At 71.5% G+C, this 22,407-nt stretch carries 21 protein-coding genes; 11 read left to right on the top strand and 10 right to left on the bottom strand.

Features of this window, described 5'->3' with window-relative positions:
* Positions 1–162: 162 nt before the first annotated feature.
* Entirely contained in the window at positions 163–1,365 is a 1,203-nt protein-coding gene (locus tag ASC60_RS03425) for a low specificity L-threonine aldolase (protein WP_234356757.1), read from the top strand.
* A 124-nt stretch (positions 1,366–1,489) separates the two neighbouring features.
* Here ASC60_RS03425 and ASC60_RS03420 read toward each other — a convergent pair whose 3' ends face one another.
* Complete coding sequence (locus tag ASC60_RS03420) at positions 1,490–1,843, bottom strand: hypothetical protein (protein ID WP_055546468.1); 354 nt, start codon at positions 1,841–1,843, stop codon at positions 1,490–1,492.
* 100 nt (positions 1,844–1,943) lie between these two features.
* Here ASC60_RS03420 and ASC60_RS03415 point away from each other — a divergent pair, with 100 nt between their 5' ends.
* Positions 1,944–3,035: a DUF5937 family protein gene (locus ASC60_RS03415; protein ID WP_055546466.1), complete on the top strand. Its 1,092-nt coding sequence runs from the start codon at positions 1,944–1,946 to the stop codon at positions 3,033–3,035.
* A gap of 16 nt (positions 3,036–3,051) precedes the next feature.
* Here ASC60_RS03415 and ASC60_RS03410 read toward each other — a convergent pair whose 3' ends face one another.
* Together ASC60_RS03410 and ASC60_RS03405 are read right to left on the bottom strand one after the other, a co-directional pair.
* Positions 3,052–3,747, bottom strand: a complete 696-nt coding sequence (locus tag ASC60_RS03410; RefSeq protein ID WP_055546464.1) for a response regulator transcription factor — start codon at positions 3,745–3,747, stop codon at positions 3,052–3,054.
* A gap of 167 nt (positions 3,748–3,914) precedes the next feature.
* Positions 3,915–5,111 (bottom strand): sensor histidine kinase, encoded by a 1,197-nt coding sequence (locus ASC60_RS03405; RefSeq protein WP_055546462.1) that lies wholly within the window; start codon positions 5,109–5,111, stop codon positions 3,915–3,917.
* Positions 5,112–5,221: 110 nt separating this feature from the next.
* Here ASC60_RS03405 and ASC60_RS03400 point away from each other — a divergent pair, with 110 nt between their 5' ends.
* Positions 5,222–6,232 (top strand): SAM-dependent methyltransferase, encoded by a 1,011-nt coding sequence (locus ASC60_RS03400; RefSeq protein ID WP_055546460.1) that lies wholly within the window; start codon positions 5,222–5,224, stop codon positions 6,230–6,232.
* Between the two features lie 63 nt (positions 6,233–6,295).
* Positions 6,296–7,438 (top strand): NADH-quinone oxidoreductase subunit D, encoded by a 1,143-nt coding sequence (locus tag ASC60_RS03395; RefSeq protein ID WP_055546458.1) that lies wholly within the window; start codon positions 6,296–6,298, stop codon positions 7,436–7,438.
* 99 nt (positions 7,439–7,537) lie between these two features.
* Here the strand turns inward: ASC60_RS03395 and ASC60_RS03390 are convergent, their stop codons facing one another.
* The 4 genes from ASC60_RS03390 to ASC60_RS03375 all read right to left on the bottom strand — a co-directional run bounded on the left by ASC60_RS03390 (position 7,538) and on the right by ASC60_RS03375 (position 11,180).
* A complete protein-coding gene (locus ASC60_RS03390) occupies positions 7,538–8,644 on the bottom strand; it encodes a hypothetical protein (protein WP_079038125.1) in 1,107 nt (368 codons plus the stop codon).
* 74 nt (positions 8,645–8,718) lie between these two features.
* Positions 8,719–9,678 carry an ABC transporter substrate-binding protein gene (locus ASC60_RS03385; RefSeq protein ID WP_055546454.1) on the bottom strand — a complete coding sequence of 320 codons (960 nt, stop codon included), beginning with the start codon at positions 9,676–9,678 and terminating at the stop codon, positions 8,719–8,721.
* An 87-nt stretch (positions 9,679–9,765) separates the two neighbouring features.
* Positions 9,766–10,503: an ABC transporter permease gene (locus tag ASC60_RS03380; RefSeq protein ID WP_055546452.1), complete on the bottom strand. Its 738-nt coding sequence runs from the start codon at positions 10,501–10,503 to the stop codon at positions 9,766–9,768.
* Positions 10,503–11,180: an ABC transporter permease gene (locus ASC60_RS03375; protein WP_055546450.1), complete on the bottom strand. Its 678-nt coding sequence runs from the start codon at positions 11,178–11,180 to the stop codon at positions 10,503–10,505. Before ASC60_RS03375 ends, ASC60_RS03380 begins: the two co-directional genes overlap by 1 nt.
* Before the next feature lie 129 nt (positions 11,181–11,309).
* On the opposite strand from ASC60_RS03375, the gene ASC60_RS03370 reads away from it, so the two are divergent.
* Positions 11,310–12,539 (top strand): ABC transporter ATP-binding protein, encoded by a 1,230-nt coding sequence (locus tag ASC60_RS03370; protein ID WP_055546448.1) that lies wholly within the window; start codon positions 11,310–11,312, stop codon positions 12,537–12,539.
* Between the two features lie 29 nt (positions 12,540–12,568).
* On the opposite strand, the gene ASC60_RS03365 is transcribed toward ASC60_RS03370, so the two are convergent.
* A complete protein-coding gene (locus ASC60_RS03365; RefSeq protein WP_055546446.1) occupies positions 12,569–13,699 on the bottom strand; it encodes an esterase family protein in 1,131 nt (376 codons plus the stop codon).
* A gap of 166 nt (positions 13,700–13,865) precedes the next feature.
* On the opposite strand from ASC60_RS03365, the gene ASC60_RS03360 reads away from it, so the two are divergent.
* From ASC60_RS03360 to ASC60_RS03335, 6 genes are all read left to right on the top strand, one after another.
* Complete coding sequence (locus ASC60_RS03360; RefSeq protein ID WP_055546444.1) at positions 13,866–15,698, top strand: phosphatidylglycerol lysyltransferase domain-containing protein; 1,833 nt, start codon at positions 13,866–13,868, stop codon at positions 15,696–15,698.
* Between the two features lie 70 nt (positions 15,699–15,768).
* Entirely contained in the window at positions 15,769–16,671 is a 903-nt protein-coding gene (gene folP, locus ASC60_RS03355; protein WP_234356756.1) for a dihydropteroate synthase, read from the top strand.
* Positions 16,668–17,147 carry a nuclear transport factor 2 family protein gene (locus ASC60_RS03350; RefSeq protein ID WP_055546441.1) on the top strand — a complete coding sequence of 160 codons (480 nt, stop codon included), beginning with the start codon at positions 16,668–16,670 and terminating at the stop codon, positions 17,145–17,147. Before folP ends, ASC60_RS03350 begins: the two co-directional genes overlap by 4 nt.
* Before the next feature lie 271 nt (positions 17,148–17,418).
* Positions 17,419–17,778, top strand: coding sequence for a dihydroneopterin aldolase (gene folB, locus ASC60_RS03345; protein WP_055546439.1), 360 nt, complete (start codon positions 17,419–17,421; stop codon positions 17,776–17,778).
* The gene (gene folK, locus ASC60_RS03340; RefSeq protein WP_055546437.1) at positions 17,775–18,368 is read left to right on the top strand and encodes a 2-amino-4-hydroxy-6-hydroxymethyldihydropteridine diphosphokinase; all 594 of its coding nucleotides are present in this window, start codon (positions 17,775–17,777) and stop codon (positions 18,366–18,368) included. Before folB ends, folK begins: the two co-directional genes overlap by 4 nt.
* Before the next feature lie 64 nt (positions 18,369–18,432).
* On the top strand, positions 18,433–18,930 hold the full coding sequence (locus ASC60_RS03335) for a DUF3180 domain-containing protein (RefSeq protein WP_055546435.1): 498 nt from the start codon (positions 18,433–18,435) through the stop codon (positions 18,928–18,930).
* Positions 18,931–19,457: 527 nt separating this feature from the next.
* Here the strand turns inward: ASC60_RS03335 and folE are convergent.
* Together folE and ftsH are read right to left on the bottom strand one after the other, a co-directional pair.
* Entirely contained in the window at positions 19,458–20,063 is a 606-nt protein-coding gene (folE, locus tag ASC60_RS03330; RefSeq protein WP_055546433.1) for a GTP cyclohydrolase I FolE, read from the bottom strand.
* Between the two features lie 124 nt (positions 20,064–20,187).
* Entirely contained in the window at positions 20,188–22,230 is a 2,043-nt protein-coding gene (gene ftsH, locus ASC60_RS03325; protein ID WP_055546431.1) for an ATP-dependent zinc metalloprotease FtsH, read from the bottom strand.
* Between the last annotated feature and the right edge of the window lie 177 nt (positions 22,231–22,407).

The following is a 22,407-nucleotide window of genomic DNA, read 5'->3' as shown; positions in this document are numbered from 1 at the left end:
GTGCCCCTGGGGGACTGGGCGCGTCCCCACGCCTGTGGATAACTCCGCCCGGCGCCTCCTGCCGCCGCCTGTGGACAACTCCGGGGGTGACCTGTGCGTGGGTCATCATCGGATCATGGCCGACATGGCCGACATGGCGGATGCGGGGGATGTGGTGGTGTGGTGGACGTGACGGATGAGGCTTCTCCGGCAGAGGGGACCGAGCAGGCGGCTCGGGCGCGCCGGCTCGCCGCCTGGCACGGCTCCGAGCGGACCCTCGCGCGCGGCCCGGCGGAGCAGCGGATCGGCGAGCGGCTGGCGGCCCTGACCGCCGCCGCCCCGGGCCTCGACGGCGCCCTCGACGACTGGGTGGACGGGTACGGGGACGGGGTGGTGGAAAGGCTGGAGCGGCGGGTCGCGGACCTGCTCGGCATGGAGGCCGCGGCCTTCTTCCCCACCGGCACCATGGCCCAGCAGATCGCGCTGCGCGCCTGGGCGGGGCGCACCGGCAATCCGGTGGTGGCCGTCCATCCGCTGGCCCATCTGGAGGTGCACGAACGGGACGCGTATCTGACGGTGAGCGGGCTGCGCGCGGTGCGGCCGACCAGCGAGCCACGGCTGCCCACCGCCGCCGAGATCCGCGAGCTGGACGAGCCCTTCGGCACGCTCGCCCTGGAACTGCCGCTGCGCGACGCGGGCTTCGTGCTGCCCGAGTGGGACGACCTGGTCGCCGTCGTGGAGGCCGCCCGTGAGCGGGAGGCGGTGGTCCACTTCGACGGGGCCCGGCTGTGGGAGTGCGCCACGCGCTTCGGGCACGGGCTTCCGGAGATCGCCGCCCTCGCGGACACGGTGTACGTGTCCTTCTACAAGTCGCTCGGCGGCATGGCCGGGGCCGCGCTGGCGGGGCCGGAGTCGCTGATCGCGGAGGCGGTGGCATGGCGCCACCGGTACGGCGGCCAGGTGTTCCAGCAGTGGCCCACGGCGCTCGCCGCCCTGGCCGGTCTGGACGGGGAACTGCCACGGCTGCCGTCGTATGTGGCCCATGCGGCGGTGGTGGCGCGGGCGATGCGCGAGGCGTTCGCGGCGGCCGGGGTGGCCTGGTCCCGGGTGCACCCGGAGGTGCCGCACACCCATCAGTTCCAGGTGTGGCTGCCATATCCGGCGCGCGTGCTGGACGAGGCGGGGATACGGCTGGCCGAGGAGACCCGGACGACGCTGTTCCGGCGCTGGTGGGAGCCGGGGCCGCCCGGTCTGGCCATGTCCGAGGTGACGGTGGCCGCGCCCGCGCTGGGCTGGACGGCGGAGGAGGTGACGGAGGCGGTCGCCGCCTTCCTGACGCGGGTGCGGGCGGTGCTGGCCGAGGACGGCCCGGACGACGACGCCTGAGCCGGAGGGACGGCCGGACCGGACGGGACGGATAGGACGGGACGGATAGGACGGGACGGATAGGACGGCCAGGACGCACGGGACACACAGGACACACGGGACGCACGGGACGGACAAGCGGTGCTCAGCCGGTGGTCGGGCACGAGGACGGGTCCGCGGCCGGGCGGGCGGGGGCGGCCCCGCGCAGCGGCCCGGTGGCCGACGGCTGTGCGGTGCGTACAGGCCATACGAGCCGTACGGGCCGGGCGGTGCGTACGGCCCGGACCGTTCCCGCCGCCGCCCGGAGCGCCCGGAGCGCCCGCAGGACGGCCCCGCGGCGGCGCCGGGCCGGGCGTTCCGCGATCACGGCCTGGAAGTCGCGGTACTCGCGCAGCGTCCGGAGGGCGCGCCAGTCGCCCTGGCCGGGGGCGGGCGGGGCGGGCTCGCCGCGCTGGGCAGCCCGGTACAGGTCGAGTGCGTACTGCTGGGTGAGGGACATGACACGAGCGTCGGACCGCCCACCGCCGCCCGTCACCTCGGTTGACGATCGCCGTCAATCGAGGTCGGGATGGGGCGCGGGCTGCCGCACCATGAGGGGCATGGCAAATGTCGTGGACATCACCGGGCTGCCGCCCGAGCGCATCGTCTTCAGTCCGTCCCCGCTCGCGGAACTGGGCGCCGCGCTGCACGTGCTGTACGAGCCCGGCCACCACCCCGGGCTGCACGGCTGGGCCACCGCGACCGCCGCCTCCCTCAAGCCCGATCTCGCCGACCGGCTGTGCGAGGCGGACTTCCTGTGGGGCACGGCCCGTTCCGACCTGCTGCTGCCGTCCGCCCCCGGGGCGACGCTCGCCGAGGAACTGGACGCGCTGGACCGGATCGACGACGAGGCGTTCGTGGCGGCCGCCTTCGAGATCAGCTGCTCCGCCAGCTACGACCGGCCGACGCCGTCGCCGCTGGTCGACCAGGGCGAGCGGGACCGGATCCGGGACCTGGCCCGGGCCCGTGGGCCACGGCAACTGGCTTTCGTGGACCGCATGCTGGTGGACCCGGACGGGCTGCGGGTGTGGCTGCGCCGGCTGCTGGAGGACTGCGATCAGGCGTTCTTCGCGGACACCTGGCGGCGAGTGCGGGTCCAGCTCGCCACCGACGCCCGCCACAAGGGCGAGCTGCTGCAGCGCAAGGGGCTCGCGGAGGCGCTGGCGGCGGCCTCGGCCGCGCTGTCGGTCGAGGAGGGGGCGGACGGGCGGTCGCGCATCCTGGTCGACAAGCTGGCCGCGGGGCGTACGACGGCGACCGGGAGCGGGCTGACCCTCATCCCGACGACCTTCGGCCGGCCGCATCTGCTGCTGGTGCACGCGCCGGGCTGGCAACCGGTGATCCAGTACCCGGTCGCCCAGCCCGAACTCGCCCCGCCCGCCGCCCTGCAGCTCGTCCAGCAGCGGCTGGAGGCCCTGGCCCACCCGATGCGGATGCGCATCTGCCGCGCGCTGGCCCGGGGGCCGCACACCACTGGTGAGCTGGCCGAGGCGTACGCCATCACGCCCCCGGAGGTCTCCCGGCACATCGCCGTCCTGAAGAAGGCCGGGCTGCTGCAGACCCGGCGGCGCGGGCGGTATGTCCTGCACCAGCTGGAGTTGGCGGCGGTGGCGCGGCTGGGGAGCGACTTCCTGGAGGGCGTCCTGCGGTAGCCGGGCCCCGCGCCCCTCAGCGGGGGGCGCCTCCCGCCCGCACGAGGCCCGTCTCGTAGGCCATCACCACCACCTGCACCCGGTCCCGCAGCTCCAGCTTGGTGAGGATGCGGCCCACGTGCGTCTTCACGGTCGCCTCGGACAGCACCAGGCGGCCGGCTATCTCACCGTTCGACAGCCCCTGGGCGACGAGCAGCATCACCTCGCGCTCGCGGTCGGTGAGCCGGTCCAGCTCGGGCCGGGCCGCCGTGGCGGACCGGGAGCCGAGGCCGCCGCCCGTGCCCGGGAGCATCGGCGCGAAGCGGTTCAGCAGGCGGCGCGTGGTGCTGGGCGCGACGACCGCGTCACCGCTGTGGACCGCGCGGATCGCGGTGAGCAGTTCGCCCGGCGGCACGTCCTTGAGCATGAAGCCGCTCGCGCCCGCCTTGAGCGCGGAGAAGGCGTACTCGTCCAGATCGAAGGTGGTCAGGATGAGTACCCGCGGCGCCCCTTCGCGCTCACAGATGCGCCGGGTCGCCTCCACTCCGTCCAGCTTCGGCATCCTGACGTCCATCAGGACGACATCCACCTCGGCGGAGCGCACCGCCTCCAGCGCCTCGAGCCCGTCGCCCGCCTCGGCGACGACCTCCATATCGGGCTGGGCGGCGAGCACCATACGGAAACCGGTGCGCAGCAGCACCTGGTCATCGACGAGCATGACGCGGATCGACATCCGGTCGGTCCCTTCCCTCGGCTTCCTCGGCGCGCGCTCCGTACGGCGCTCACCACCTACGTACACACAGCTCCACGTACGCGCACTCCCCCCATACGCGCACTCCCCACATACGCGCAGCCCCGCATACGCGCGGTACCACGTACGCGCGGACGGGTGCCCGCGGCTCATCCCGCCGGTTTCAGCGGCAGCAGCGCGCTGATGCGGAAGCCGCCGCCCGGGCGCGGGCCCGCGTCGAGCGTGCCACCGACCATGCCGACGCGCTCGCGCATTCCGATCAGCCCGTGGCCGCTGCCGTCGGCGCCGCCGTCCTCGTACAACTCGCGCTGGGCGCCCCGGCCGTCGTCCTCGACCAGCAGGCCGAGACCGTCGTCGAAGTAGGTGATGCGGACGCTGGCGCCGACGTCGGGGCCGCCGTGCTTACGGGTGTTGGTGAGCGCTTCCTGCACGATGCGGTACGCGGTCAGCTCCACGCCGCTGGGCAGCTGGCGCGGGCTGCCGACGACCTTGAAGTCCACCGGGAGCCCGGAGCCGCGGGCCTGCTCGACCAGTTCGTCGATCTGCTCGACGTCCGGCTGCGGGACGTAGTCGCCGGCCTCCCCCGGCTCCCCGGTGCGCAGCACGCCCAGCAGCCGCCGCATCTCGGCGAGGGCCTGGCGGCCGGTTCCGGAGATCGTTTCCAGCGCCTGCCGGGCCTGGTCCGGGGAGGCGTCCAGGACGTACGCGGCGCCGTCCGCCTGAACGACCATCACCGACACGTTGTGCGCGACGACGTCGTGCAGCTCGCGCGCGATCCGGGCGCGTTCGGCGGCGACCGCGACCTTCGACTGCGCCTCGCGCTCCCTCTCCAGCCGGGAGGCGCGCTCCTCCAGCTGGGCGTAGTAGGCGCGGCGGGTGCGGATCGAGTCGCCGAGCACCCAGGCCAGGACGAAGGGGATGGTGACGAAGACCGTCGAGACGGCGGCCTCGCCCGATGACTCGTGTGTGCCGGGCCAGCGGAGGGTGGCGAGCGACGGTGCGCAGATCGCGGCGGCCAGGGCCAGCCGGGAGGTACGGCGCCCGGCGGTGCACGCGGCGGTGTAGACGATCACCAGCATCGCGAAGTCGACGACGTTGATCCGCACGTCCAGCGCGAGTTGGGCGATGCCGCACGCGATGACCAGCCCCAGCATCACCGCGGGGGCGCGGCGGCGCAGCGCGACGGCCGCGCACAGCGCCAGCGTGATCGGCACGGCCGCGAGCGGTGGCTCATGGCCCGGGGTCGCCTGTACGAGCCACAGGAGACCGCAGCCGAAGAGAAGGACGCCCCAGAAGGTGTCCACCCCTGTCGGATGGCTGCGGAGAAAGTCGTAGAGGCGCTGCACGTCACCCAGAGTAGGCAGTGCGGATACCCGGGCGGGTCAGCCCGAGGGGCGATCCGTACCGCCCGGCCCTACTCCCCAAGGTGGATACCGCTCCGCTTTAGCGTGGGGACGTGGCGAGTGAACAACGGGAATGGTGCGGGTGGCGGGCCGCCGCCGAACAGGCGCTGTACGGGACGGACGGCTTCTTCCGGCGCGCGGAGGGGCCGGCCGGTCACTTCCGCACCTCGGTGCACGCCTCGCCGCTGTACGCGCGGGCCGTCGCGGAGCTGCTGCGCCGGGTGGACGAGGCGCTGGGGCGGCCGCCGGAGCTGGCGCTGGTCGACGTGGGCGCGGGGCGCGGCGAGCTGCTGACCGGGGTGCTGGCGGCGGTCGCCGGCCTGCCGCACGGTCCGGCCGCGCGGCTGCGGCCGTACGCGGTCGAGCGGGCGGACCGGCCCGCCGGGCTCGACGGGCGGGTGGAGTGGCGGGAGACGGTGCCGGAGGGGTTCACCGGGCTGCTGTTCGCCAACGAGTGGCTGGACAACGTCCCCGTCGACGTCGCCGAGACGGACCCCGAGGGCGTCCCGCGCCGGGTCGAGGTCCGGGCGGCCGACGGCGCCGAACGGCTCGGCGCCGAGGTGACCGGCGAGGACGCGGCGTGGCTGGACCGCTGGTGGCCGCTGGCGGGCGCCGAGCCCGGGCTGCGGGCAGAGATCGGCCGGCCGCGCGACGCGGCCTGGGCCGAGGCGGTGCGGTGCGTCGGGGCCGGGCTGGCGGTCGCCGTGGACTACGGCCATGAGCGCGCCGACCGGCCGCCCTTCGGCACGCTGACCGGCTTCCGGGACGGGCGGGAGGTGCGACCGGTACCGGACGGCTCCTGCGATCTCACGGCGCATGTGGCGCTGGACGCGTGCGCGGCCGGAACGGACGCCCGGCTGATCGCCCAGCGGGACGCGCTGCGCCATCTGGGCCTCGACGCGGGCCGTCCGCCGCTCGCCCTGGCCTCCACGGACCCGGCGGCCTACGTACGGGCCCTGGGCGCGGCGGGCGAGGCGGCGGAGTTGCTGGACCCGGCGGGCCTGGGCGGCTTCCGGTGGCTGGCCCACCCGGTGGGCGTCCCGTACGACGCGCTGCTCCCGTAACGGGCCGGTCCAGGGGCCGGACCCGGTTTCTGGCCGGGGCGGGTGTCGAGACAAACTGTTCCCATGACGGAGACGACAGTCGGCATCGGCGGCGCGGCGGAAAGCACCGACATGGTGCTGAACATCGGCCCGCAGCACCCGTCCACCCACGGCGTGCTGCGGCTCCGGCTGGTGGTCGACGGGGAACGCGTGCAGCACGCGGAGCCGGTGATCGGCTACATGCACCGCGGCGCCGAGAAGCTGTTCGAGGCGCGCGACTACCGCCAGATCATCATGCTCGCCAACCGCCACGACTGGCTGTCCGCCTTCTCCAACGAGCTGGGCGTCGTGCTCGCCGTCGAGCGGATGCTCGGCATGGAGGTCCCGGAGCGCGCCGTGTGGATGCGCACGCTGCTGGCCGAGCTGAACCGGGTGCTCAACCATCTGATGTTCCTCGGGTCGTACCCCCTGGAGCTGGGCGGCATCACGCCGATCTTCCACGCGTTCCGGGAGCGCGAGGATCTGCAGCACGTGATGGAGGAGATCTCCGGCGGCCGGATGCACTACATGTTCAACCGGGTCGGCGGGCTCAAGGAGGACCTGCCCGCGGGCTGGCTCGGCCGGGCCCGGGCAGCCGTGGCCGAGGTGCGGTCGCGGATGGACGTGTACGACGGGCTCGTGCTCGGCAACGAGATCTTCCGGGGGCGCACCCGCGGGGTGGGCGTCCTGTCCGCGGAGGCCGTGCACGCCTACGGGGTCAGCGGCCCCATCGCCCGCGCCTCGGGCGTCGACTTCGACCTGCGGCGCGACGAGCCGTACCTGGCGTACGGGGACCTCCAGGACGCCCTGAAGGTCGTGGTGCGCGAGGAGGGCGACTGCCTCGCCCGCTTCGAATGCCTGCTGGAGCAGACCCACAACTCCCTGGCGCTCGCCGACGCCTGCCTGGACCGGCTCGACGGGCTTCCGCCGGGGCCGATCAACCAGCGGCTGCCGAAGGTGCTCAAGGCCCCCGAGGGCCACACCTACGCCTGGACCGAGAATCCGCTCGGCCTCAACGGCTACTACCTCGTCTCGAAGGGCGAGAAGACGCCGTACCGGCTGAAGCTCCGCTCGGCCTCGTTCAACAACATCCAGGCGCTCACGGAGCTTCTGCCGGGCACGCTCGTCGCCGACATGGTGGCGATCCTGGGATCGCTGTTCTTCGTCGTCGGCGACATCGACAAATAACGACACCGGCCCATAAGGACACCGACACATAACGACATCGGCCCATAAGGCGACACGCGGCGCGGGGCCTTACTTACGGCGGCTCACGGCGGCGCGCCTTCAGGAGATCGCGCTGCGCAGCTCCTCGGCCCCGGCGGGATCGCTCTCCTCGTCCTCGTGCGCGGTCAGGTCGATGACCTCGCCCACCGCGCCCTTCCGGGTCTCGGCGAGGGTTTCCGCGCCGATCACGTCGGCGAGGTCCTCCTCGGCCTCCGGCTCGGGCTCCTGCTGCTTCGGCGGGGTCTTCTGGGTGCCGAAGTAGTCGAAGCCGCCCTCCGACCGGGAGGCGGCCCGGCGTGCCGCGGCATACGGCACCACGGCGGAGGCGGCCGTACGAGCGTGCGGAGGCGGCACCGGGGAGCTGTCCGGGCCGTCACGCTCGTCGGCCGCCGGGCGCTTCCCCGGGACGGCCGCACCGTCCTCGTCCGGGTCCGCGGCCGCTCTTCCGGCCTTGCTGTCCGTCGCTTCCGCTTTCTCCTGCTCCTTGGCCTCGGCGTCGGCCTTCTCCTGCTCGGCCGCGAGGGCGCGCGATTCCGCTTCGGCCCGCTCCCGCTGCTGCCGCGCGCTGGCGACGAGACGGCTCAGCGCCTCGTCGGCGCGTACGTACGCGCTGAGGTCGAGGCCGTCGCCGATCACGGAGTCCGCCGGGTCCCCGTCGGCCTCGGCGGTCTCGTCGGACGACTCCGCCGCGGTCAGCGCCTTCGACGGGGTCGCGGCCTCCAGGGCGAGCCTGCGACGCCCCTCCAGGGCGCTGGCGCGCTCGGTCTCTGCCGTGGCGTAGCGGCGCAGCAGCTCGGCGTGCTCGTTGCGCAGCCGGGCGAGTTCGGCCCGCTTGGCGCGCAGCCTGGTGTTGAGCGCGGTGCGCAGCTCGGCCGCCTTCTCGGCGTCCGCCTCCAGCTCCGCGATCCGCTCCTCGTACTTCATCTCCTGGCGGGCGGTCTCGCTCGCGGACTCCGCGACCCGGCGACCGGCCGCGCGGTCCCAACGGCGGGTCAGGACCGAGCCGACGACCGCGGCGGTGGCCGCGGTCGCGGCGAGTCCACGGATCACAACCGTGTCGCCGACCAGCCAGGCACCGGCGGCGCAGGTTATTGACGCGGCTGCGACCGACAGAGGGGGAAGTAGCCTGTGCAGGGGTGGGGATTGGCGGTGGCGTCCACGTGGCATGGGCCGAAACTTACCGTGCGTACGGCTCCTTTGGGGGGTCGGCAGGCCACATCCGTTGTCAATCCGTTGGCAAACTACTTCACGAGCCCCTTCTCCTTCAGGTAGTCCGCCGCGACATCGGCGGGCTTGAGCCGCTCGGCGTCAACTTTCTTGTTGAGTTCGGTGAGATCGGCCGTGGTGAGCACGCGGCCGAGCTTGTTCAGCGCGTTTTCGATCTTGGATGAACCGGCGGACTTCGCATTCACCACGGGAAGTACGTTGTCGGCATTCTGCAGATTTTTGTCGTCGTCGAGCAGGACAAGGCCGAACTGATCGAGCGTGGCGTCCGTGGTGGTGGTCAGGACCATCTGGTCCTTGCCGTCCTTGACCGCCTGCTTGGCCTGCACACTGCCGATGTCGAGCGGGTCGATGCCCACGATGTCGATGCCGTAACGCTTCTCCAGACCGGGCTGGCAGAACGGCCGCTTCGGGCATTCGTCACCCGCCGCCAGCTTGACCTTCTGCCCGGACTTTCCCAGATCGGAGAGCGTCTTGAGGTCGTGCTCCTTCGCGAACTTCCCGCTCACCGCGAAGGCGTTCTGGTCGACCGCCTTGCCGGCGTCCAGCACCTTCAGCCCGCGCGGCTCGGCGAGCTTCTTCAGCGCCTTCACCGTGTCGTCCACATCGGAGGAGGCCACGGGCTCGGCATTCGGCCCGTTCTTCTTCTGGTTGAGGAATTCGGCGAGCGTCGCCGCGTACTCCGGTACGACATCCATCTGGCCCTTCTCCAGGGCCGGTTCATACAGTTCGCGGGTGTCCACGGTCTTGATGGAGGTCGAGTAACCGGCGTGCTCCAGCAGCCCCGCGTACAGCTCCGCGAGGATCTTCGACTCGGCGAAGGACGCGGTCCCGATCACCAGCGAGCCCTTGCCCGGCTTGCCGGAACTGTCGCCGCCGCCGGACTTCTCCAGGCTGTCGCCGCCGCATCCGGTCGCGCCGACCGCCAGCGCCACGGCGCTCGCCGACGCCCCCACCACTCTCAAGATCTTGCTCATGGGTTCCCCATCCATAGATATACGTACGATGCGCCCGCGTCACAGCACACGTCACGGCATGCGTGACGACGGACCCGACGACGAGCCTTACGACGTCAACGCGGGCGACTTGGGCGCCTGGTCGGCGGGCGGGCGCCGGAACGCGGCCGCCGGCCGCCCCGTCTTCCGCCGCATCGGGTCCAGCACCAGACCCAGCACCACGAACACCCCCTCGACGAGCAGCGCGAGCCCCGCGACCAGCACCGCCCCGGCCACCACCTGCGGGGTGTCGGTGAGCCGGAACCCCGCCGTGATGATCCGGCCGAGCCCGCCGCCGCCGGGCAGCGCCGCCAGCGTCGCGGTGGCCACCACCTGCACCGCGGCGGTCCGCACGCCCGTCATGATCAGCGGGAACGCGAGCGGCAGCTCCACCCGGCGGATCAGCTGACCGCCCGTCATCCCCATGCCCCGGGCCGCCTCCACGACCTCACGGTCCGCCTCGCTCACCCCGACGTAGGCGTTCGTGAGCAGCGGCGGGACGGCGAACAGCACCAGCGCGATGATCGTGGGCCACTCGCCGTGCGTGCCCAGCGGGCTGAGGAGCAGCAGCACCAGCACGGCGAAGGTGGGCACGGCCCGGCCCGCGTTGGAGATGTTGACCGCGATCGCACCGCCCTTGCCGATGTGGCCGAGCAGGACGGCGACCGGCAGCGCGACCACGCACGCGATCGCCAGACAGACGACCGTCAGGAACAGGTGCTCGCCCAGCCGGTGCCACACACCGTCCCCGCCCGACCAGTGCGACCCGGTGGCCAGCCAGTCCCACGCCTCCCCGATGACGCCCATCAGGCCCTCCTCCTCTTACGCGCCCAGGGCGTCAGCAACCGCTGGACGCCGAGCAGCAGCAGATCCGCCACGACCGCCAGCGCCACGCACAGCACCGAGGCGGTGAGCACCTGCGCCTTGAAGAAGCTGTGCATGCCCTCGTAGATGAGGTTGCCGAGCCCGCCGTAGCCGATGATCGCGCCGACCGTGGTGAGCGAGACGGTGGAGACCGTGGTGATGCGCAGCCCGGCCATCAGCGCGGGCAGCGCCAGCGGCAGCTCGACGCCGAAGAGCAGCCGCAGCGGCCCGTACCCCATGCCGCGCGCGGCCTCCCTGGCGTCCTCCGGCACGGAGGCGAGGCCCGCCATGATGTTGCGCACCAGGATGGTGAGCGAATAGAGCACCAGCCCCGTGATCACGACCGCCTGGGACACCCCGAAGACGGGCAGCAGCAGCGAGAACATCGCGAGCGACGGCACCGTGTAGAGGATCGTGGTCAGCCCCAGCACCGGGCCCGCCACGCCCTGCCGGCGGCGGGCCAGCAGCGCGAGCGGGAAGGCGATCACAAGACCGATCGCGACCGACGCGAGAGTGATCCCGACATGCTGAAGCGTCGCGTCCGTCAGCTCCTGACCACGGGTGCGCACATACTCGCCGCAAATCCATTCGTTACTGATCAGACAGTTCTGGTCCGCCATACGCTCACCTCCCCCGGGCACGTGGTCGTCCAATTCCTGGGTGACCCTATCCCCGGGAGATGACAATCTCGTCCGATCGCCACACAACAGCAACAATGTCTGCCACGAATGCGGCAACAATGGGGAGCCATGATCCGTTTCGAGCATGTCACCAAGCGCTACGCCGACGGCACGACCGCCGTGGACGACCTGTCCTTCGAGGTCGCGGAGGGTGAGCTGGTCACGCTCGTCGGGCCCTCGGGGTGCGGCAAGACCACCACGATGAAAATGGTCAACCGGCTCATCGAGCCGACCTCCGGCCGGATTCTGGTGGAGGGCGAGGACATCGCCGAGACGGATCCGGTCGCGCTGCGCCGCCGCATCGGCTACGTCATTCAGCAGGTCGGTCTCTTCCCGCACAAGACCGTGCTGGAGAACACCGCGACCGTGCCGCATCTGCTGGGGTGGCAGCGGAAGAAGGGGCGGGAGCGGGCCGCCGAGCTTCTCGATCTGGTCGGACTCGACCCTTCCGTATATGCCGACCGCTATCCGGACCAGCTCTCCGGCGGCCAGCGGCAGCGGGTCGGGGTGGCGCGGGCGCTGGCGGCCGACCCTCCGGTGCTGCTGATGGACGAACCCTTCGGCGCCGTCGACCCGGTCGTACGCGAACATCTGCAGACGGAATTCCTTCGCCTTCAGTCACAGGTGCGGAAGACCGTGCTGTTCGTGACGCACGACATCGAGGAAGCGGTGCGGCTCGGCGACCGCATCGCGGTGTACGGCTCCGGGCGCATCGAACAGTTCGACACCCCGGCCGCCGTCCTGGGCGCGCCCGCCTCGCCGTACGTGGCCGACTTCGTCGGCGCGGACCGGGGCCTCAAGCGGCTCTCGGTGACCCCCATCGAACCCGGCGACCTCTGGCAGCCCCCCGTCGTCCACCTCGACGACCCGCTCACCAAGGCCGCCGCCCGCCTCGCCTCGGACGGCGCCCGGTGGGCCGTCGTCCTGGACGACGCGGACCATCTGCACGGCTGGATCCCGGCGGACGCGGCCGACGCGGCCGACGCGGCGGAAGGAGCTGAGGGGGCCGAGGGGACCGAAGGGGCCGAGGGGGCCGAGGGGGCCGAAGGGACGGACGGGACGGTACGGGACCACGCCCGCCGCATGGAGGCGTGGCTGCCGGTCGGGGCGCCGCTCAAGCAGGCGTTCAGCACGATGCTCCAGCACGACGCGGGGTGGATCGCCGTCCTGGACGGGGAACGCTTCCTCGGCGTCCTCACCCCTGGCCGCCTCCACGAGGCCCTGCGCCGCTCGATCGACGCGGACGCCGGCGGCATCGCCCGAGGCGACGTGAACCTCCAGACGGTCGCCGACACCTGAGCCGCGCCCCGGGGCCCGGGGCACAGCTCTCAGCGGGCCTGGAGGCGGGCGCCCATCCACTCCAGGGCGGGGGCCACCTCGCGCTTCCAGGTGTTGAAGTTGTGGCCCCCGGTGCCGAGGATGATCGACGAGATGCGGATCGACTCGCCCCGCCGGTTCAGCTCGCGCACTTTCGCCACGAACCGCATCGTCGCCCCATAGTTCTTCTCCCCGCGCTCGCTGCTGCTCACCAGCAGCGAGACCGGCGGGGCGGGCAGCTGGTCCAGGCGCCACATGAGGTTGTTCTCGCACTCCAGCCGCTTGCTGCCGCCGAAGAGGTCGCCCGTGGTCGCGTCGAGGGGGGCCTTGTAGAAGGGGGACAGCCCGGCGGCGGCGGAGAACGCCTCGGGGTGGCGCATCGCCATCTTCAGGGCGCAGTAGCCGCCGGTGGAGTTGCCGATGACGCCCCAGTTGCGGGCCCGGGTGCCCACCCGGTAGTGCGCGGAGACGGCCCTCGGCACGTCCTTGGTGAAGAAGGTCTCGGTCCGCGGCCCCCCGGGGATGTCCATGCACTCCGTATCCCGCGGCGGCGTCACGGTCGGCCGCATCATGACCAGGATGGTCGGCTGCATTCTCCCCTCTTTGACCAGTTTCTGAGACTTCTGGGGGTATTTCAGGCCATTGATGAGGGCTTCGGTGGTTCCGGGGTAACCTGTCAGGACGAGGGCGGCGGGAAACCGGCGCTCGGCGTAGCGGGGCTGGAAGTACTCCGGCGGCAGATAGACGTAGCCGGGGCCGGCGATCCGCGAGACCGGCCCCCGGAACGTGACCTTGTCGACGCGCCCGCCGACCTCCGGCGACGAGCCGCCGGAGACGTTGAGCTTGCGGGTCTCGGTGACCTTCACCCTGGTGCCGGGGGTGTCATGGTCCACCACCACGCCCACCTCGTCCTCGGCCCCGAAGAGGTCGGCCCAGGAGCCGTAGAAACCGAATGACTGATTGGCGAACAATCCGAACGCCGCGAACACCGACACCTGGGTTCCCAGTAGCATGCCGACCCGGCCGAGCACGGCGGTCACCCCCCGTCCGGCCAGCCGCGGCCACAGCCATATCGTGGCCGTGAACAGCAGTAGCGCCCCGACGACAGCCAAGATCACGACGTTGTTGCTCGTGAGACCCATCACTATCTTTCTGTCGGGCGGCCGGTCCTCCGTACCGCGGAGGCGCCCCCGACGGGAGCCGGAGGCGGAACCCCGCCGCCTCGAATCGCATCTAGATAGACGCAAATCGTGCGGAAGCTGCGTCAGAGAACCAAAGATCCTCTTGACCGAAGCGACGGGAATGCGAATGTCTGACAGTCCAGATGCCGAAAAGTCCGGAGGGGTTCCCAACCGGATACGGCGCGTGCTGCGCGGCCCGCGCCCGGAGGCGGTGCCGACGGCCGTCGGCACCGCCTGCATGCTGATCGGGCTCGTGGACATCGTCTTCCCGCGGCTGAGGCACAGCAGGGTGCACGCGCTGGCGGAGCTGCTGCCCGGCGCGGTCAGCTCCCTGGCCGCCGCGGCGTCGATCGTGGTCGGGCTGCTGCTGCTCATGCTGGCGCACGGCCTCAAGCGGCGTAAGCGCCGCGCCTGGGTCGCGGCGGTGGCGCTGCTGCCGCTCGGCGCGGCGGCCCAGCTGCTGTACCGGCACTCGGTCCTGGGCACCGTCTTCTCGCTCGTCCTGATGGGCGTGCTGATCCGCTACCGCCGCGAATTCGCCGCGCTGCCCGACCCGCGCAGCCGCTGGAGGGCGCTGGCCAACTTCGTGGTCATGGGCGGGCTGAGCGTCGGGATCGGGCTGCTCATCGTGCGGTCGCACCCGGACGCCATCGAGGGCCGCCCGTCGCTGTCGGCGCAGCTGGCGCACGTGCTGTGGGGGCTCTTCGGCTTCGAGGGGCCGGTCGGCTACCGCGACGGCGCGGACTACACGGTCGGCTACTCGCTGGGCGCTCTCGGCCTGCTGACGGTCGCCACCACCGCGTACCTCGCCTTCCGCCCCGAGCACCCGGCCGCCCGACTCACCCCCTCCGACGAGGAGCGGCTGCGGGACCTGCTGGCCACCCACGGGCACCGTGACTCGCTCGGTCACTTCGCGCTCCGCCGCGACAAGGCGGTGATCTTCTCGCCCAGCGGCAAGTCCGCCGTCTGCTACCGCGTGGTCTCCGGCGTGATGCTCGCCAGCGGCGACCCGGTCGGCGACGTGGAGGCGTGGCCGGGCGCGATCGCCGCGTTCATGGAGGAGGCGCGGGCGCACTCCTGGACCCCGGCGGTGATGGGGTGCAGCGAGACCGGCGGCGAGGTGTGGACCCGGGAGACCGGTCTGGACGCGCTGGAGCTGGGCGACGAGGCGATCGTGGACGTCGCGGGCTTCACCCTCTCCGGGCGCGCCATGCGCAACGTACGCCAGATGGTCAAGCGCATCGAGCGGGCCGGATACGAGACCAGGGTGCGGCGCGTCGCCGACCTGGACCCGGAGGAGCTGGAGACCGTCCGGCGCGCCGCGGCGGACTGGCGGGGCACCGACACCGAGCGCGGCTTCTCGATGGCGCTGGGCCGGATCGGCGACCCGGCGGACGGCACATCGGTGATCGCCACCGCCCACAAGGCCGCCGAGGAGGGCGCCGACGAGGGCCCGTTCGGGGATCTGAAGGCCGTCCTGCACTTCGTGCCCTGGGGCCCGGACGGGATGTCGCTGGACCTGATGCGGCGCGACCGCGGCGCCGACCCGGGCATGAACGAACTGCTGATCGTCGCCTCGCTGGAGGCCGCCCCGGCCCTCGGCGTCAGTCGCGTGTCGCTGAACTTCGCGATGTTCCGCTCGGCGCTGGCGCGCGGCGAGAAGCTGGGCGCGGGCCCGGTGCTGCGCGGCTGGCGGGGGCTGCTGGTGTTCCTGTCCCGCTGGTTCCAGATCGAGTCGCTGTACAAGTTCAACGCCAAGTTCCAGCCGCGCTGGGAGCCGCGCTTCGTGGTCTTCCGCACCACCCGGGACCTGCCGCGCATCGGCCTGGCCGCGATGCAGGCCGAGGGGTTCGTCTCCCTCGCGCTGCCCCGGCTGCTGCGCCGCGGACGGCGCGCCGAGCCCCAGCCCTGCGCGCACCAGGCCCCGGCCCGGCGCCGCGAACTGGAGCAGGCCGCCTAGGAACTGTCCGAGCGGGCACCCCGCCCCCGCGTCCCCCGTCCGGACTGCCGGTACGTCTAGCCTTAAGGTCATGAGGACGTTGCGCGAGCGGGGCCGAGTGGCCGGACTGCCGGAATGGGACCGGTGTGCGGTCATGGGCGTGGTGAACGTCACCCCCGACTCCTTCTCCGACGGCGGCCAGTGGTTCGACACCGACCTGGCCGTCAAGCACGGTCTGGACCTGGTCACGGCCGGGGCCGACCTGGTGGACGTCGGAGGCGAGTCGACCCGGCCGGGTGCGGCGCGCGTCGACGAGGCCGAGGAGCTGCGCCGGGTGATCCCGGTGGTGCGGGAACTGGCCGGGGCGGGCGTCCTGGTCAGCGTGGACACCATGCGGGCCACGGTCGCCGAACGGGCGATCGCGGAGGGCGCGCTGCTGGTCAACGACGTGAGCGGCGGCCGCGCCGACCCGGCGATGGTGCCGGCGGTGGCCGCGGCCGAGGTGCCCTTCGTGGTGATGCACTGGCGTGGCCAGTCGATCGACATGAACAACCGGGCGGTGTACGAGGACGTGGTCGGCGAGGTCGTCGCCGAGCTGCGCCGAAGCGTGGACCGGGCCGTCGCGGGCGGTATCGCCCCGGAGCGGATCGTGCTCGACCCGGGGCTGGGCTTCGCCAAGAACGCCGAGCACGACCTGGCGCTGGTCGCACACCTGCCCGCGCTGAGCGAACTGGGCCGCCCGCTGCTGGTGGCGGCCTCCCGGAAGCGGTTCCTGGGCCGCGTCCTGGCCGGGGACGGGGACGCCCCGCCGCCCGCCCGGGAGCGGGACGCCGCGACCGCCGCGGTGACCGCGATCGCCGCGCGCGAGGGCGCGTGGGCGGTGCGGGTGCACGAGGTGCGGGCGAGCGCGGACGCGGTGCGGGTGGCCCGGGCCATCGAGACGGCCGAGGCCGTGTACTCCGAGAACGCGGCGAACGCGGCGGGAGCGCTGTGACTTCCCTTACGGACAACGAGCGAGTGGCGCTGGTGAACACCGCGCTGTACGAGGCCATGGAGCAGGGCGACCACGGGGCGCTGGACCGGCTGTGGCTGGACTCCGCCGAGACCGAGGTGTCCTGTGTGCACCCGGGCTGGCCGGTGCTGCGCGGCCGGGGCGAGGTCTTGCGTTCGTACGCGCTGATCATGGCGAACACCGACTACATCCAGTTCTTCCTGACCGACGTCGAGGTGTCGGTGATGGCCGACACCGCGCTGGTGACCTGCACGGAGAACATCCTCAGCGGCGCCCCGGCGGAGGAGGAGGGGCAGCTGGGCCCGCTGGTCGGCCAGCTGGTGGTGGCCACGAACGTGTTCCGGCGCACCGACGACGGCTGGAAGGTGTGGTCGCACCACGGCTCCCCGGTGCTCGCGGAGCGTGACGACGAGGGCCCGGAGGGTCCCGAGGACGACGACCGGCTGATGCCGGGCTGATGGCCCCGTGCCCGCCTCCGTTCGCCCCTCTTCCCACCCCTGTTCTCGGCCCCGTGATGGCTCGAATGGGTTCCGTTCGAGGCGCCCGAGGTGCGGGTAGATGAAGGTGGCGCGGGCTGTGGGAGGCACCTGCCGCGACCCCGTGGGCATGTGCCGCCGACATTCGCAGGTAGATTCGAGGAGGTTCCCCGCCGACGGCAGGGGGCCACTGGTGCGCTCCGGACCGCCCGGAGTGTGCCCGCGTCACCGACGACCAGCAGGAGTGATTCGGGTGGATCGTGTCGCGCTGCGCGGCCTGAGGGCTCGTGGGCACCACGGCGTGTTCCCGGAGGAGCGCGAGGAGGGCCAGACCTTCGTCGTGGACCTCGTGCTCGGCCTGGACACCCGTCCTGCCGCCGCCGACGACGACCTGACCAAGACCGTCCACTACGGCGTGGTGGCGGAGGAGGTCGTGGAGGTGGTGCGGGGCGAGCCGGTCGAGCTGATCGAGACCCTTGCCGAACGGATAGCGGACACCTGCCTGAAGCATGATGCGGTGCGCGAGGTCGAGGTCGTCGTCCACAAGCCGCAGGCCCCGATCACCGTTCCCTTCGACGATGTCACCATCACCATTACCCGGAGCCGAGTATGAGCAGCAGCGACCCGACCGTGCAGCCCGTTCCCGCCTCCGTGGTGGAGAAGGTGGACGCCGCCGATGTGACCCTGTCCAACCCCAAACGGGCAGTGATCTCCCTCGGCAGCAACCTGGGCAACCGCCTGGAGACCCTTCAAGGCGCGGTGGACGCGCTGGAGGACACCCCGGGCCTGCGGGTCAAGGCCGTTTCCCCGGTGTACGAGACCGAGCCGTGGGGCGTGGAGCCGGGCACCCAGGCGACGTATTTCAACGCGGTGGTGCTGGTGAAGACCACCCTGCCGCCGTCCTCGCTGCTGGAGCGCGGCCACGCCATCGAGGAGGCGTTCGAGCGGGTGCGGGACGAGCAGTGGGGACCGCGCACCATCGACGTGGACATCGTGGCGTACCAGGACGTGGTCTCCGACGACCCGCTGCTCACCCTGCCGCATCCGCGCGCGCACCAGCGGGCCTTCGTCCTGGTGCCGTGGAACGACGTGGACCCGCAGGCCGAGTTCCCCGGGCGCGGCAGCGTCGAGGCGCTGCTGCACGAGGTCGGCCAGGACGGCGTACAGGTCCGCGCGGACCTGGAACTGCGACTGCCCGAATAGACGTTGACCCCGATAGATGACCGGGGATGGCAGCTTGACGGATGTATGGAGGGGCGACCGCTCGGTGAGGCAACTTCGGATCGGGGTGCTGGTCGGGCTGTTCGCCGTGGCCGGTGTGGTGTCGTGGGCGGGCGCCCGGCTGTGGGACACGCTGGGGTCGCTGCCGAGCGTTCCGGTGGCGGCGCCGATCGTGCTGGCCCTGATCGCGGTCGTGCTGGTCGCGACCGCGATCTCGCTGCGGGCCCGGCTGCGCGCCCAGCGGGAGCGGGAGCCGGACGCGAAGGGCGTGGACCCGATGGTGGCCGCCCGCGCGGTGGTTTTCGGCCAGGCGAGCGCGCTGGTGGCCGCGCTGGTCTCCGGGATGTACGGCGGGGTGGGCGTCTTCCTGGCCCTGGAGCAGCTGGACGTACCGGCCCGCCAGGACCAGGCCATCTACGCGGGGGCGTCGGTGCTGGCCGGGGCGGGCGTGGTGGCCGCCGCGTTCTTCCTGGAGCGGGTCTGCAAGCTGCCGGAGGACGACGACGAGAACGGCCGCGGGCCGGGCGCCTCGGCCCGGGCCTGAGCAGCGCTGGGGCCGACCTCGCTCGGGCTGCTACGCGCTCTGTACGACGCGGAGCGAAGACAGGCTGAGGCGGACGTGCTGTGTCGCCGGCTTCGCGACGCGGGCCGCCAGGTCCGTGTGCGGCAGAGCTGTAGGCTCTCGCCGGCACGCCCCCGAAGACGTCACACCAGGACCTCCGCGTTCGTGCGTGAGTCCACGCCAGCACAGTCCCCTTCGCGTCGCGTGCGTGAACCCAGCCGTCGGGACTCCTCAACAACTGGTTGGGGGCCGCCACGAATGTGGCATGCCCGGTCACCACTTCCACGACCTCGCGGGCCTTGATCACGGTGATGTCCATCACCGTGGTGGTCACCGTCCGCTCGCCCACGAGCGTCCACAGCGCGTCTCCCCGCCGGACGTCAGCCACTCTCCGACGGCCGGTCGCCCCGTTGATCGTCTGTCGGCTCGGCAGCCCCGAATACATCGGTCCTCCCCTGACCCGTGATGGGCACTGGGGAGGACCGTATCGGGCACCACCGACAATCGGGCTATCGAGCCACTATCAGGCTCATCGCCTCAGCACGCGTGGTGGCATCGCGCAGCTGACCCCTCACCGCCGAGGTCGTGGTCTTCGCGCCGGGTTTCCGTATGCCGCGGACCGACATGCACATGTGCTCGGCTTCGATGACGACGATCGCGCCCTGCGCATCGAGAATGCGCATGAGCGAGTCCGCGATCTGGGTCGTCAGCCGCTCTTGGACCTGCGGGCGGCGGGCAAAGACGTCCACGAGGCGAGCCAGTTTGGACAGCCCCGTGATCTTGCCGCTGTCGGCCGGGATGTATCCGACATGAGCCACTCCGTGGAAGGGAAGGAGATGGTGCTCACACAGAGAAACGATCTCGATGTCCTTCACCAGTACCATCTCGTCGTGCCCGAGATCGAACGTCGTGGTCAGGACGTCTTCGGGCTCTTGCCAGAGTCCGCCCAGGATCTCCTTGTACGCGCGGGCCACCCGCCCCGGCGTCTCGCGCAGCCCCTCGCGGTCGGGGTCCTCGCCGACGGCGATCAGAAGCTCACGGATCGCGTTCTCAGCTCGCTTCTCGTCGAACACGCCGATGGTGCCCTCACCGTCCAGCGTCACCGGGTCCGTCATGGAGCTGCCTCGTTCCTTATGTGCACATAACGCGGAATGCCGCGTCACCAAGGCTAAAACCTGGGTGGCGCGGCATTCATTCCGGGTCCCTCCCCGGGGCCTGTGAGCCCCGGGGAGGGACGGATCAGCTTTCGGAGCCGGAGCCCGACTCCTCGGGCCGCTCGGCACCGTCCTCGGGCGTGGTGGCCTTGGTGAGCGAGGCCGCCGAGGTGGGCTGGGCACCGTTCGCCGGGGCGAGCTCCCGGGGGGAGAGCACCGGCGGGCGGGTGGAGGGCGTACGCCGCGAGGAACCGGTCCACGCCGGACGGGCCGGACGCTTCACGATCGGGGTGAAGATCTCGGCGATCTCCTCCTTGTTCAGCGTCTCCTTCTCCAGCAGCGCCAGCACCAGGTTGTCGAGGACGTCGCGGTTCTCGACGAGGATCTCCCACGCCTCGTTGTGCGCGGCCTCGATGAGCTTCTTGACCTCCTCGTCCACCAATGCGGCGACCTCTTCCGAGTAGTCGCGCTGGTGGGCCATCTCACGGCCCAGGAACGGCTCGGAGTTGTCGGAGCCGAACTTGATCGCGCCGAGCCGCTCGGTCATGCCGTACTGCGTGACCATCGCGCGGGCCGTCGCGGTCGCCTTCTCGATGTCGTTCGAGGCGCCCGTGGTCGGGTCGTGGAAGACCAGTTCCTCGGCCGCCCGGCCGCCCATCATGTAGGCGAGCTGGTCCAGCATCTCGTTGCGCGTGGTCGAGTACTTGTCCTCGTCCGGCAGGACCATGGTGTAGCCCAGGGCCCGGCCTCTGGAGAGGATCGTGACCTTGTGCACGGGATCGCTGTTCGGAGAGGCCGCCGCGACCAGGGCGTGTCCGCCCTCGTGGTACGCGGTGATCTTCTTCTCCTTGTCGCTCATGATCCGGGTCCGCTTCTGCGGACCGGCCACGACACGGTCGATCGCCTCGTCCAGGAAGTGGTTGTCGATCAGCTTCTTGTCGCTGCGGGCCGTCAGCAGGGCGGCCTCGTTCAGCACGTTCGACAGATCGGCGCCCGTGAAACCGGGGGTACGGCGGGCGACGGCCGACAGGTCGACGTCCGGCGCGACCGGCTTGCCCTTCTGGTGAACCTTGAGGATCTCCAGACGGCCCTGCATGTCCGGGCGGTCGACGGCGATCTGCCGGTCGAAACGGCCGGGGCGCAGCAGCGCCGGGTCCAGGATGTCCGGCCGGTTGGTGGCGGCGATCAGGATGACGCCGCCCTTCACGTCGAAGCCGTCCATCTCCACGAGCAGCTGGTTCAGCGTCTGCTCGCGCTCGTCGTGGCCGCCGCCCATGCCCGCGCCGCGGTGCCGGCCGACGGCGTCGATCTCGTCGACGAAGACGATGGCCGGGGCGTTGGTCTTGGCCTGCTCGAACAGGTCACGGACCCTGGAGGCACCGACACCGACGAACATCTCGACGAAGTCGGAACCGGAGATCGAGTAGAACGGGACGCCCGCCTCGCCCGCGACGGCGCGCGCGAGCAGGGTCTTACCCGTACCGGGCGGGCCGTACAGCAGCACACCCTTGGGGATCTTGGCACCGACGGCCTGGAATTTCGCCGGCTCCTGCAGGAACTCCTTGATCTCCTGGAGTTCCTCGACCGCCTCGTCCGACCCCGCCACATCGGAGAAGGTCGTCTTCGGCGTGTCCTTGGTGATCAGCTTGGCCTTCGACTTCCCGAAGTTCATCACCCGGGAGCCGCCGCCCTGCATCTGGTTCATCAGGAACAGGAAGACCACGACGATCAGCACGAACGGGAGCAGCGAGAGCAGAATCCCGACGAACGGGTTCTGCTTCGATGTCGAGACGTTGTACCCGTCGGGGATCCCGTTGTCCTTCTGGGCATTCGCCTGCAGGGTCCTGGCGAGGTCGACGCCCTGGTCGCCGATGTAGGTGGCCTGGAGCTTGTTGCTGCCCGAGACCTTGGCGACGTTGTCCTTGAGTTCGACCTTGATCTTGTGCTCGTCGCCGGTCGTCAGCTCGGCGGACTGGACCTGGTTCCTGTTGATCGCCTTGACGACCTGGCTGGTGTCCACCGACTTGTAGCCGCCGGACGAGCCGACGACCTGCATCAACACGACCACGGCGAGGACGGCCAGCACGATCCACATGACCGGCCCACGGAAGTAGCGCTTCACGTCCATCCATACGGGGCGAAACCGCCCCGTCCCTCCTGCCACAGTGAGGCACGGCAGCCCTGGAGGGGTGCCTGTGCGTGCGGTGTATTGCGGTGTATTTAGTGGTGTATGAGCTGTGTAATCCTCAGTCTCGAAAAAGACTGACCTTCGGACGGTACCCCAGCATTGTCACCCGACGCCGCC

Origin of the sequence: Streptomyces sp. NBRC 110028, assembly GCF_001417735.1 — a bacterium.
Classification (GTDB): Bacteria; Actinomycetota; Actinomycetes; order Streptomycetales; family Streptomycetaceae; genus Streptomyces.
Note: the sequence above shows the minus strand (reverse complement) of the source record. Positions and strands in the feature narration are given on the sequence as shown.